We start from the raw sequence: 13,296 nt of genomic DNA, 5'->3' as shown, positions 1-13,296 counted from the left end.
AGTTAACCCTGTAGCCCAATTCGATAAGAACTATTATGGCTAATCAATAATAGATATTATCTTCTAACATGCCAGTGTGATGGAATTGGTAGACATGACGGATTCAAAATCCGTTGCCTTTAAAAGCGTGTCGGTTCGAGTCCGACCACTGGTACCAATACATAGTTCTATACTATCTTATAGAATAGCTAAAGCCCCTGATATCAGGGGCTTTGTTGTATCTGGCGTCTTATACTGTCCTGTGTTATCTATCCTAATCCATGCATCTGATGTACACTACTATGTACACTGGTTTTTAAATGTACATTGGGGTATCAGTCATGGAAGCTCGCAAGCCTATTAGCTCCGACCGCAGTATCAGTAGTCATAAAGCCGATGACAAAGAATACCTAGTCTCTGTCAAAAACCACCCTATGCTGTATCTCATGGTCAGACCTAATGGCACAATATATAAAAAAAACCCTAATCATAAAGACTAGGGCTTTTTTATACTTATTTTTTAGAAACTAACACTGTTTCTAATAATTAGTAATTTGCCTTAATATTTATTTCAATAGAATTGGCAACATGTACATTCACTTCATAAATGCAATTAAATCATCCATATCCCAACATAGTTTTCCCTCTCATCTTAGTTTACACGACTACGCTTTTTACTTACAACACGCAACCTTTTTAACACACGTTAATTATAAATCTCGATTTTCAAGGTGCTAATATAATTGAATAATACGTAACTTAGATAACATAAACCACTGATTCTAATAATTTTTTATCTTGTATTATCACAGCTTATTGTTTATCTAGCTTTTGCAATCTTTACTTAATTGGAGAAATTATGCGTGCTCTAACCTACCACGGTGCTAAAGATGTGCGAGTGGACAATGTCCCAGACCCTAAACTGCAAGAAAAAGATGATGTTATTTTACGTGTGACTGCGACTGCAATTTGTGGCTCAGATTTACACTTGTATCGTGGCAAAATGCCTGCAACCGAGGAAGGCGATATTTTCGGTCATGAGTTTATGGGTGTGGTTGAAGAAGTAGGCTCTGAAGTCACTGCTGTTAAGAAAGGCGACAGAGTTGTTATTCCTTTTGTTATCGCATGTGGTAACTGCTTTTTCTGTCAGCATGACCTAATGTCTGCTTGTGAGACTACAAATACAGGCCCAGGCGCTGCTATTAATAAAAAAATAATTCCGCCACCGGCTGCTTTATTTGGTTTTAGCCATTTATATGGTGGGATTCCTGGTGGACAAGCAGAATTTGTACGGGTTCCTAAAGGTAATTTTGGTCCGTTCAAAGTACCTGGCTCACTCTCAGACGAGAAGGTTTTATTTTTATCAGATATTTTACCGACTGCTTGGCAGGCCGTGACTAATGCCAATATTACTAAAGGTTCAACCGTAGCTATTTATGGTGCGGGGCCTGTGGGGTTATTATCAGCAGCCTGTGCCAAAATGTTAGGCGCTGAGCAGATCTTCGTGGTAGATCATAATGACTACCGTTTGCAGTATGCCAAAGATACGTACGGGGCTATTCCGGTTAATTTCGATAAGGTAGATGCTGCTGAATTCATCATTGAACAGACCAAAGGACATCGCGGCGTTGATGGCGTTATTGATGCGATTGGCTTTGAAGCCAAAGGCAGTATGCTAGAAACAATAATGACCAATTTGAAAATTGAAGGGTCAAGTGGTGCAGCTTTACGTCAATGTATTGCAGCTGTGCGTCGTGGCGGGGTCGTTAGTGTTCCTGGTGTGTATGCAGGACCCATTCACGGTTTCTTATTTGGTGACGCTTTTGATAAAGGGCTTACTTTCAAAATGGGCCAAACCCATGTACACAAGTATTTACCGCAATTATTAGAATATATTGAAAATGGTGATTTATCACCTGAAGCTATTATTACTCACCGTATGAATTTGTCTGACGCTGCTAAAGGTTATGAAATTTTCGAAAAGCGTGAAGAAGAATGTCGTAAAGTCATTTTAACTCCTTAATTTTTCAAATTTACCCTTAACTTTTAATATTTAAGAGTTAAGTCATGGCTGCTTTAACGAGATTATCTTAGATAATGATTATCGCTAAAGCAGCTAGTAAAAAAATCTTTAACTTATTCTTCTCTACACACGACAAAAAAAACAAAAAAGTCTGTTAAAGCAAAGGCATAATAGTAATTTTTATGACGAATTAGACCATGCCAAACCTTAACAGACTTAATGCAACTTTAAGCCAAAACCTGAGCATGAACAAGGCAAGAATCACTTGTTTGAGCCTAATGATACTCGCCCTGATTACTGCTCAAAGCAGTAATCTTAAAAAAAATAGCAAGACACATCCCTAATGGTGGCAAGACCGACAGTCACTATCGCAGACTACAACGATTTATCGCCGAAGCGAGGATTGACTACGATCAACTGGCTTTGATGATATATCGACCATTTGGGCTAGGCAAAGTCACCTTAACCATTGACCGTACCAACTGGAAATGGGGTAAAAGAAACCTCAACATCTTTATGCTAGGGGTGGTATATAAAGGTATAGCCATTCCCTTATACTGGCAAACGCTAGATAAGCGAGGTGATACAAACCATCTTGAACGCTGTGAACTTATTGAGCGGTTTATCAAACAATTTGGCAAAGATAACCTTGAGATGATACTAGCAGACAGAGAGTTTGTTGGCGAAAAATGGTTTAACTGGCTCACGCATAATCACATACCCTTTGCCATACGTATTAAGAAGAACAGTAAAGTGAGAAATAATCATGGCAATTTGGTACAGATTAAAGAATTATTGCGCTATGTTAGCCATCAAGAAACATATCGACATGGGTGGATACTGACTGTCGATTTTTGTTTATTTCGAGTATTTGCCAAGCGTGATAAAGACCACGGTTTAGTGATTGTCGCGACCAATTAACTAGAAACAGTGGATGCGATGACGAGCTATGCTAAGCGTTGGGAAATTGAGAATTTATTTGCTTGCTTAAAAGGCCGTGGCTTTAACCTTGAAGATACCTACTTAACCTATCTTGATCGGGTCAGTAAATTAGTCGCAGTTAATGCCTTAGCATTTTGTTGGGCTTATCATGTCGGTATTTATAAAGAGAAAGATAAGCCGTTAAAACGCAAGTTGAAGTCAAACTCTCGCCCTCAAGCTAGTATGTTTGCGCTTGGCCTAGATTTGTTGATTGAGGGCCTTCGTTTGGTGTTTTTTAACAATGATAAGACTGTATTTCGACAGTTAGTTAGTTTTTTAACCCCTAAACCCATGAAAATCGGTTGGGGATGATTTTTTTGTCGTGTGCAGAGAAGATGGGTATAAAAACCATCCATTTTGGCGATATTTCTATATCTTTTTCTTTAAACTTTTTATAATCTATAAAAGAAAATACTACTGCTATACCCCATGCTATTACCCCAATAGCTCCTAGAAAAAAAGCACTTGCAGCTATACCCCATGCCCACTTGTTATTATGACCATCTGTATTTCCGCTGTCACTATTTAGGTTCTGGTTCGTCGGTGGCGGTGAAACTATATCTTGTGCTAAGTCTGTATCTTTTACTGGTACCATATAGTAGTACAAGCAAGCAGTAGTATAAGCAAGTCCAATTAGCCCATACGTCATAAGGGTTGGGGATTTTTTGTTGTCTTTGAATATGTAAATACTTTTATCTCGAACTGATATTTTTAACAGTAAAATTGACAGTAATCTTCTTTATTACTGTTTTATTGATAAAAATTTACTTTTACAACTTGCTTGAACTCTTACTTTCATTTCTATCTTGCAAAAAAAAGCCTCACCTATAAAGGCAAGGCTTCGCCCTTTAATTTCTATTTATAAGAACAACAAGCCCAGCCCAATCACAACGCCACTGACGAATAAAACAATGACACAAAAACCCATGATGTCTTTGGCTTTCAGTCCTGCGATGGCGAGCGCTGGCAATGCCCAAAACGGCTGAATCATATTGGTCCACGCGTCCCCCCACGCCACAGCCATCGCTACTCTTGCTGGATCACTACCAAGCATGTCTGCCGCTTCTAGCATAATCGGCGCTTGTACCGCCCATTGTCCGCCACCTGAGGGAACAAAGAAGTTAACCAGTCCGGCGCTTAAAAAAGCAAAAAGCGGTAAGGTGTCTGCTGTCGACACACTAACGAATGCCTCTGACATAATAGCCGCCAAACCAGACGCGGTCATCATGCCCATAATGCCTGCATAAAACGGAAACTGTACAATGATAGCGCCCGCTCCTTTGACGGCCTCTTGCACCGCTATCAAATACTTACGAGGTGTTCCATGAAATATAATACCAAGGAACAAGAACATAAAGTTAACCAAATCGAGTGTCAACGCAAAGCCATTCTGGACAAAATAATAAACAATAAAAGCAATGCCCATCAGGCCGATGACCATCGATAATGTCCAGCTATTCTCTAACCGCTCTGCTGGCGTCATGTCAGATTTTTCTGGCACTTCCTCAGCGATAGGATCAACCAAAAGCTTGGGATCGACGGTCACCGTGTCTTCTGCTTTTGGCATCATTAGACGGTTTAATACAGGGACAATAATGACCAACGCAACCACGATGATTAAGTTATAAGTGGCAAAGATAGTGGCACTCGTTGGAATAATACCGATCTTATCAGCGAATGGATGCCCCTCTGTCGCAATTGACAAAGGAATGGAGCCTGAAAAACCTGCATGCCAAATAATGAATCCAGAATACGCACTGGCAATCAGCAAGCGATAATCAACGTTTTCAACCCGCTTCGCCAGCTCCTTGGCAAATAGTGCCCCAATCACCAAACCAAATCCCCAGTTTATCCAACTGGCTGCCAGTGATACCAAGGTCACTGAAATAATGGCGCTGCTAGGCGAATTGGCAAAGCTTGCAAGTTTACCAAGTCCCTTTTTAAATATCGGACTGCTTGCGAGTACAAAGCCCGTTACTAGCACCAGCACCATTTGCATAGAGAACGCCAGTAGCGCCCAAAACCCTTCTCCCCAATAGGCAACCATTTGTACTGGTGAAGAGTCGGTCAATCCCAAACCGAGAACGAAAATCACCACGGTTAAGATAATGACGAACAAAAACGGATCTGGCAGATACTTTTCCATCAAACTATTTGAAAAACGTGTAATCCCTTTCATTTTCTTATTCCCTTTTTAGTCAAATCTTGAGCATCATTATGCGTTAGATAACTGATAAATGACCTATAATCAATAAAGGTCGAGATATCGAAGAGTATATATTAATCGATGTTCAACAAAAAAGAGTACCTTTAAATAAAGGCACTCTCTTTAAAGACTCATGTGGATTGCTTATAGTAAGATCACTATAAAAAGAGTCAGCGCGTCTGGGATGAATGTTTTGCCACCTCTGTCAGCCACGCCGCAGCCAGCAAGAAAAATTTGTATCAGCCGCGCCCTATAATGTCATGTATCGATTTTATTGAGTATCGACTATATCAAAAAACAATTCTTATTTTTACCAGTTTTTATCTATATCTCTAAATCCAATAATTTAGAGCTTAGGCTTTTGCCATGCATATCTTGTGCTAATGACTTGGTCACACCGCCGCCTAGTGCCCCATACATGACAAAATTAAAGGCGTTAAGGTTTGCCAACTCATACCGGACAACGTCGCCTTGTACGATGTCTTTAAACCATTCTTTTACAGTCGCTTCTGTCACTTTTTGCTTAATCAACTCGTAATCTTCTGCTTTAAAAGCGATTAGCGAGATATTGGATATATTGCCTTTGTCACCAGTTCGGGAATGGGCTATGTCGCGTAATTTCATTAGGTTACCTCCCAATATGAAACGTTAATATCTGTGTCTGCTTCCGGAATCAAAATGGAACCTATAGAGACAATTTCCTTGATATTCGAGCGAATACCGCCGCCCCCTGCTGGCCCATTGGTGTAAAGAGACATGACTTCTCGCACAATGGCGTTAGCGACTGCCTCGTCGTCTGTTCGTGCGGCAACCCGAAGCCTTGCTTCTGGCACCTCTTGTGTATCGAGGAACGCATTGCTGTATAAAGAGTTGAGACCAATAAAATCATAACGCATCTCAATTGGCTCAATACTTTGGGCAGCCAGTCTTTTTTCGATAATGGTTTTGGCCAATTGCGCTCTTGCCACTGAGCCTGCACCGCCATAGCTGATTTCTGCTTCCGCGATATAACCGTCTTTGTAGCCGATGCTGGTTTTTAGCAAGCCCGTCTTTGGTTTGCCAGAGCCGCCACATACCTTGACGACATCGCTTGCCACTTCTTCGACTTGGACATAAGAAAAGTCAGCAATCACATCAGGCGTGAGATAATTGGCAGGGTCATGGATCTCATATAGCAACTGTTCTTTTACGGTGGCTGACGACACCAAACCACCAGCATCTGCCAATTTGGTAATGTGATAATCGCCTTGTTCGTCGACTTCCATAATGGGGAAGCCTACGTTCCAAAGCTCCGGCACGTCTTTATAGCCGGGGTCTGCAAAATACCCACCTGTGATTTGCGCACCGCATTCCATCAAATGGCCGCCTATCGTGCCTTTACCTAAGAGCTCAGCGTCTTCAAACGACCAACCAAACTCATAAATCATAGGGCCTAGAAATAATGAGGGGTCAGCGGCGCGACCAGTGATGACGATATCTGCACCTGCTTCTAGTGCTCGTACAATACCTGCCGCGCCGATATACGCATTGGCAGAAACGATTGATGAACCAAGGTCTTTGATCTGTTTGTCGTTCTCTAGCAGCGTCTGATTCTGATAGCGGCCGATTTCTGAGAACACATCATCACCTGTGACGGCTGCTATTTTGAGGTTATGCAAACCTTGATTTTCAGCCATTTGTTTGATCATTTCAGCAGCAGCTTTCGGATTGGCTGCCCCCATATTGGTGACAATTTTGACTCTCTTTTCAGCGCAAAGCGGTAACACTTGCTCCATACGGTATTCAAGCAAGCTATCATAGCCATGCTGCGAGTTTTTCATTTTTCGCTGCTGCGCGATAGCAATCGTTCGTTCTGCCAGACATTCAAAAACAATATAGTCGACCTCTCCATGTCGCATGATATCAAGGGCGGGCTCTAATCGGTCATCTGAATACCCTGCACCCGAGCCGATTTTGATAGATTTCATAACATACTTCCCTATTTTTCTATTTATATGACGTTTCTATTTATATAATGACACCTGTGATCACAGCCACGATGGTCATGACGATGGTGGTACCAAACGCCCATTTAAAAACGAATTTTTGATGATCAGCAAGCTCAACCCCTGCCAAACCAATTAACAAAAACGTTGAGGCAGTGAGCGGGCTTAAAGGAAATCCAGTTGTCATCTGTCCAAGCATAGACGCTTGACCAATTTGCACCGGATCAAGTCCATAAGCACTGCCTGTTTCTGCCAAAATCGGCATCACACCGAAGTAATACGCATCGGGTGTAAAGATAAGACTCAGCGGCATACTGATGGTAGCGACAATGACGCCCATAAAGCCGCCTACTGAATCTGGAATAATATTGACCAAAGAGGTCGCCATCGCCGTAATCATGCCTGTACCTGACAGAATCCCTGTAAAGATACCCGCCGCAAAAATAATAGAAACAACGGTAATCATACCCACAGACTGCGATTTGATCTGATCCATTTGATCATTCGGTTTGGGATAGTTGATGAGTACAGCGACGGCAAACGCCACCATAAAGACAATCGGTAACGGCAGCCAAACTTGCACCAAAGCTACAATGGTCAAAACCGTTAAAACCAAATTGAACCAAAACAGTTTTGGACGGCGCATACCGCGTTCTTCTTCCGTCAGCTCGTCTTGTAAGCTGTGCTCCATCTCCTGAATACCCAAGCGTTTGCGCTCTTTTTTGCCGACCAGATAAGCCACAAAAATAATCCAGAGCACACCTGCGATAAAGGCGGGAATAATAGGATTGAATAGCTGGGCGGTACTGACATCCAATGCAGCGGCCGCGCGCGCTGTCGGCCCGCCCCATGGCGTTAGATTCATCGTCCCAGCTCCAAGCGCGACCATACCAGCCAGCACAATACGGCTCATGCCTAGCTTGTTATAAAGTGGTAGCAGTGCAGGAATGGTAATCAAAAAAGTGGAAGCGCCAGAGCCATCCAAGTGAGCGATCATCGCGATGACAACCGTGCCGATGGTGATTTTTACCGGATCACCCTTAACCAATTTTAAGATTCTTGAAATTAATGGATCAAACAAGCCTGCATTGTTCATCACACCAAAAAACAAAATCGCAAAGCCTAACATGATGCCTGTGGGCGCCACACTCACAATGCCATCCAACATAAAGGTGCCAAGCTCACTACCAAAACCGCCAATCAAAGCAAAAATGATCGGTACTAAAATCAGTGAAACTATTACCGACACTCTCTTAGTTAGTATCAGGGCCAAAAATACCGCAATGGTCAAAAATCCCAATAGTGCCAACAAATTCCTTCTCCTCGTGATTGAGCGTTGATCTCTTCCTTGTCATATTTCTACCCGCCAGCCTATCCATAGTCTAATAGGTAGCGTCAGCTCTAATAGAAATATCATGGGCAGCAGATGCTTCCAAGGGTACAGAGTAGCTTTTTCACAGAAAACTGTACCCATTTTTAGTATAATTTTTTGCATTAGGACAGGCGATTGCTGGGAAAATGAGCGATATATCTGACTGAATACATTTACGAAAATATCTGTAAATATCAGCATCTTTTGAGAAAATACAGAGTGATTTTCTCTAGGACGTGTTGAACATTGGACTAAAAACCACTTAAAACATCATTAAAAGTAGAATGGATAGTTTTCAATAACGAGTAATAATAGGATCTAACGATTATTGAATATGATAGTTTTAATAAACTTAACCGTGGTTTTGTCTATATAAAACTTATTCACTCTTAACGCAAAATAAGCCGGATCCGATGGAAAAAAAAGATTGCCTGGCGCGATAAAAATATTGTTGTCTTTGGCATCATTGACCGCTTTTTTGTCATCCATAGGAATACGAAACCACAAAAAATTACCGCTAGGATTGTGCGGGTAAAGTGTGAGTCCCTCGATTTTATTTAGCGCAGTGATAGCAGCGGCTGATTTTTCAGCAGATAGGTGTTTAAGCGCTTGTAGATGATTGGTCAACGTGCCACTGGTGATCAGATGATTGAGAATATTTTCCATGATGGACGAGGTATTAATGACGGTGATCATCTTTAGCCGCGTGAGTGATTTAATCATTGCTTGAGAGGCGACGATAAAACCACATCTGATTGAAGCAGACACTGTTTTTGAAAAGCTGCTGACATAAATAACGGGACAGTTTTGATTGAAAAAATAACTGGCAGCGCCGTCTCTTGCTAATAAAAACGGATCATTTTCAACAATGAGTACGTTATGTTTGATGCATAATGCTTCAATATCCGCCATGTTTTGAACCGTCAAGTCTGTCCCTGTCGGGTTCTGGGCAAAAGGCTGCAAAAATAAAATCTTAGGCTGGAATCGAAGAATGATGGATTCTAAATGAGTCACATCCAAACCAAGTCTAGTTCGCTTAATGGCTTTGATACCAACATGCTGCAACTCAAGCTTGCTAAATAGCGGGTAATAGCCAGGAGACTCTACGATGACATGATCGCCTTTGGACAAAAACTGCCTGATAATCAAATCCAAACTATGATTAGTACCGTAGGTCAATAGTACGTTTTGCGAATCAACCTTTAACGCACGTTTGCTTAAGATATCGACAATCAATCCTCGAAGTAACACATTGCCTGCCGGATCACCATTACCACGGTCGAAGTGTGCCAGCTCAGCGCTTTCACTCCCAAAACTGTCACTTGCCTGCCCTAAGTAGCGCTCTAGGTTTAGCTTGTCCATATACTCCTTAGGATAACGGCCCGCACCAGGTTTATGATGGGACTGGTCGATCATTTGCTGTTCCAATAGATCAATGCCCGTATAAAAAGGAGTCGAGTTTAGCAGCGCTGTATTGGACAAATCTTCACCCACATAAAATCCTGACTTAGGCAGCGCCTTGATCCAGTGCTGATCAAGCAAGACGTTATAGGCTGTGACAACGGTATTTTTAGACACTTTGTGTTTTTCTGCCATCGCTCGGATGGAAGGTATCTTATCCCCCACTTTTTTTCTACCAGATTTGATGTCATCAATGACCAACAGACATATTTCTTCGAACTTCTTCACAAGTAAACTCCGTTTTGAATATCAGTCATGTAGTAATATTTGCCAGTATATGGTTTGTGATAAATGACCACATCACATATGGTTGATACCAAATAAAACGAATGAAATGCTACTAAGATAAATTTTGCGTAGCCTCTGTCTGCGCCGGCACAGCAAGCAAGCAAAACTTATCTTAGTAGCACGTTGCCCTAGTCTTACATACCAATCATTGTACATATTTTATTAAGTGCTAATTTTAGCTTAACCAAATATATGTTTGAGCACTGTTTTTAAATACATAGTTATAGTCAATCCAATATAAAAAAGACACAGCGAGAATGGGACTCATTTTTTGATGCCCTTGCCTGCGAAGGCACAGCAAGCAAGAAAAATTGGTTCCAGTCCCGCTCTATTCTTTCTTATATCCATGTTATTTAGAATCAACTATATATGGCTTGTGGCCATAATTGATACTGAATCAAAGCTTTATGTCAGGTAGAATAAAGTCTATGACAACCTCTAAACCTCCAAGCCCACGTAAGATTATCCATATAGATATGGACGCTTTTTACGCCAGTGTTGAGCAGCGCGACTTTCCTGAGCTGCGCGGCAAACCCTTGGTGGTCGGCGGCGATCCAAGTGGTCGCGGCGTTGTAGCAGCCGCCAGTTATGAGGTGCGTCAGTTTGGCGTGCGTTCTGCCATGTCTTGTTATGAGGCGCGCAAACGTTGTCCAGAAGTGATCTTCGTCCGGCCGCGCTTCGACGTTTATCGAGCAGTCAGCAATGATATCCGCCAAATTATGTATCGCTTAACGCCGCATGTCGAGCCATTATCATTGGATGAGGCTTATCTAGATGTCACCGGACTGCAAGTCCATCAAGGTTCAGCCACGCTAATGGCCAATTGGGTCAGGGCTGAGATCTTAGCGCATACAGGTTTGACCGCTTCTGCTGGCGTATCTTTTAATAAGATGCTAGCCAAGATTGCCTCTGATATCAATAAACCCAACGGTATCGCCGTCATTACACCAGCAGATGCCGAAGCCTTTATCAGTACATTACCTATCGAGCGTTTTCACGGTATTGGCAAAGCTACCGCTCAGCGTCTACATGCCATGGGAATCAATAATGGTGCTGACCTTCGAAGCATGTCAGCCACTGTGTTGGTACAAGAGTTTGGCAAGCGTGGCCAGTTTTATCATGATATTGCCCATGGCCGTGACGAGCGCGCTGTAAAGTCTGAGCGCACGCATAAATCTGTCGGTTCGGAGACCACTTTTACAGAGAATTTAAACGATGATGATGCACTACGAGTACAGATTTATGAGCAAAACGAGGATGCTTTCAGTCAATTACAAAAGAAGCAGCTTATCGCTTATACCATTACGCTCAAAATAAAATACGCAGACTTTACCCAAATCACTCGCTCACACACGCTTTCGACTGCTTTTGATAGTGCCGAATCTGCTCATTATTGGCTTGATAAGTTGTTCTCAGATATCCCGCGTCAGCTACCGATTCGACTGGTAGGAGTTACCTTCTCATCATTAGTACCCGCCGCGCAGGTATTGCCCCAGCTAAACTTATTTGAATGATATTTTTAATTATAAATGGTGAATAGATTTTAATAAGATTTTAAATATTTTGCTTAGGCTATTTGCATGATTTAACTAGCGTCAAGGTGCATCAATTCCTTCTATTAAACGCTGCTTTCACAATCTCATTTCTGCTACAATGACGCCAAAATTTACCTTCCTTTAAAGACTGATTATGACTGATTCTCATCCTCTAGATTCTACGACTCGCACCCAAATTGATAATGATACAGACAACGCTGTCTTAGACTATCTCAGTGTTGATGATTATGACTATGAGCTACCGGACAGTCTGATTGCTCGTTATCCCTTAGCACAGCGCTCCGCCTCAAAACTTCTACATTTAGCCACTGATAATCAGAAAAATACGGCCAGTGTAGAGGATCGTTTATTTGCTGAGTTGCCCGACTTATTAAATGCCGGTGATCTGATCGTGTTTAACGATACCAAAGTGATGAAAGCGCGCTTATTTGGTCAAAAAGACACGGGCGGTAAGATTGAGGTATTAATCGAGCGGTTGGTCAACCTCTCAGAGGTTGAGGCACTAACGTTACACTTAACGGATATGAATGATGAGCCTGTTAATCAAGAACACATCGCACTTTGCCATGTAAAGGCCAGTAAGGCGCTGAAGCTTGGGCAACGCGTGGCGCTTGCTGATGGGCATATGACGGCAGTGATGATTGGTCGTCAGGATAACTTATTTGTTTTGGCGTTCGACGCGCCTATTTTGCCGCATCTCGAGCTCTATGGTGAGCTGCCTATTCCGCCCTACTTTGAGCGCCATGCCGATGATACGGATAACACGCGTTATCAGACGGTTTTTCATGATCCAGCCAAGCTTGCCAGCGTGGCTGCCCCAACTGCAAGCTTGCATTTTGATGAGTCGGTACTGGAAAAACTTGCTGCAAAAGGTGTAAATACGGCGTTTGTTACGCTGCATGTTGGCGCAGGCACGTTTGCTCCCGTCAAGACAGACAACCTACTTAATCACACCATGCACAGTGAATATGCGCATTTGCCACAAGCAACAGCCGAGCTCATTAATCAGACCCATGCAAACGGCAATCAAGTCATTGCTGTTGGTACCACGGTGACGCGCGTCCTTGAAACGGCGTATCAAAAAACCGCGGTCAATGGTCAAGCGCTCTCTAGCTGGTCAGGCGACACGGACATCTTTATTTACCCAGGTTTTAAGTTTGGCGTGATAGATCGATTGCTGACCAATTTTCACTTACCAAAATCGACCTTATTAATGCTGGTTTCAGCATTTTCTGGTAAAGCGGCCATCGAACAGGCTTATCAGCATGCCATTGAAAGACAATATCGCTTCTTTAGTTATGGGGACGCCATGCTGCTTGATAAAAAAGCCGAGTAAACATTGTGCAGGCATTTCTTTATTGGTCACAACAGTTGTGAAATAAGCTGGTAAACTAGACGGTATTTTGTTATAACAGCAAAGATAACTTATATCCTAAAGGGCGGCT

The 13,296-nt window shown here is 42.3% G+C and carries 10 protein-coding genes, 1 tRNA gene and 1 pseudogene; 6 read left to right on the top strand and 6 right to left on the bottom strand.

What is annotated here, in order from left to right; genetic code table 11:
• Window positions 1-70: 70 nt before the first annotated feature.
• The 4 genes and pseudogenes from AAJP47_RS08730 to AAJP47_RS13465 form a co-directional block, all read left to right on the top strand.
• A tRNA-Leu gene (locus AAJP47_RS08730) sits at window positions 71-157 on the top strand.
• A 681-nt stretch (window positions 158-838) separates the two neighbouring features.
• Complete coding sequence (locus tag AAJP47_RS08725) at window positions 839-2,002, top strand: zinc-dependent alcohol dehydrogenase (RefSeq protein WP_346717532.1); 1,164 nt, start codon at window positions 839-841, stop codon at window positions 2,000-2,002.
• 426 nt (window positions 2,003-2,428) lie between these two features.
• Window positions 2,429-2,923, top strand: a complete 495-nt coding sequence (locus tag AAJP47_RS08720; RefSeq protein WP_346717778.1) for a transposase — start codon at window positions 2,429-2,431, stop codon at window positions 2,921-2,923.
• A 12-nt stretch (window positions 2,924-2,935) separates the two neighbouring features.
• Window positions 2,936-3,095: pseudogene (locus AAJP47_RS13465) on the top strand (transposase); the annotation flags it as partial.
• Window positions 3,096-3,266: 171 nt separating this feature from the next.
• Here the strand turns inward: AAJP47_RS13465 and AAJP47_RS08710 are convergent.
• From AAJP47_RS08710 to AAJP47_RS08685, 6 genes are all read right to left on the bottom strand, one after another.
• Window positions 3,267-3,578, bottom strand: a complete 312-nt coding sequence (locus AAJP47_RS08710) for a hypothetical protein (RefSeq protein WP_346717530.1) — start codon at window positions 3,576-3,578, stop codon at window positions 3,267-3,269.
• 264 nt (window positions 3,579-3,842) lie between these two features.
• Window positions 3,843-5,162, bottom strand: coding sequence for a short-chain fatty acid transporter (locus AAJP47_RS08705; RefSeq protein WP_346717529.1), 1,320 nt, complete (start codon window positions 5,160-5,162; stop codon window positions 3,843-3,845).
• 351 nt (window positions 5,163-5,513) lie between these two features.
• Window positions 5,514-5,813, bottom strand: coding sequence for an AtuA-related protein (locus AAJP47_RS08700; RefSeq protein WP_346717528.1), 300 nt, complete (start codon window positions 5,811-5,813; stop codon window positions 5,514-5,516).
• Window positions 5,813-7,156, bottom strand: a complete 1,344-nt coding sequence (locus AAJP47_RS08695) for an acyclic terpene utilization AtuA family protein (protein ID WP_346717527.1) — start codon at window positions 7,154-7,156, stop codon at window positions 5,813-5,815. Before AAJP47_RS08695 ends, AAJP47_RS08700 begins: the two co-directional genes overlap by 1 nt.
• Before the next feature lie 40 nt (window positions 7,157-7,196).
• Window positions 7,197-8,486, bottom strand: a complete 1,290-nt coding sequence (locus AAJP47_RS08690) for a CitMHS family transporter (RefSeq protein ID WP_346717526.1) — start codon at window positions 8,484-8,486, stop codon at window positions 7,197-7,199.
• Window positions 8,487-8,864: 378 nt separating this feature from the next.
• On the bottom strand, window positions 8,865-10,235 hold the full coding sequence (locus tag AAJP47_RS08685) for an aminotransferase-like domain-containing protein (protein ID WP_346717525.1): 1,371 nt from the start codon (window positions 10,233-10,235) through the stop codon (window positions 8,865-8,867).
• Between the two features lie 488 nt (window positions 10,236-10,723).
• On the opposite strand from AAJP47_RS08685, the gene dinB reads away from it, so the two are divergent.
• Both dinB and queA read left to right on the top strand, forming a co-directional pair.
• Window positions 10,724-11,809, top strand: a complete 1,086-nt coding sequence (dinB, locus tag AAJP47_RS08680) for a DNA polymerase IV (RefSeq protein ID WP_346717524.1) — start codon at window positions 10,724-10,726, stop codon at window positions 11,807-11,809.
• 175 nt (window positions 11,810-11,984) lie between these two features.
• On the top strand, window positions 11,985-13,187 hold the full coding sequence (queA, locus tag AAJP47_RS08675) for a tRNA preQ1(34) S-adenosylmethionine ribosyltransferase-isomerase QueA (protein ID WP_346717523.1): 1,203 nt from the start codon (window positions 11,985-11,987) through the stop codon (window positions 13,185-13,187).
• Window positions 13,188-13,296: the final 109 nt, after the last annotated feature.

Source organism: Psychrobacter halotolerans, from assembly GCF_039680845.1.
Classification (GTDB): Bacteria; Pseudomonadota; Gammaproteobacteria; order Pseudomonadales; family Moraxellaceae; genus Psychrobacter.
This window is presented reverse-complemented; position numbering and strand designations above follow the sequence as displayed.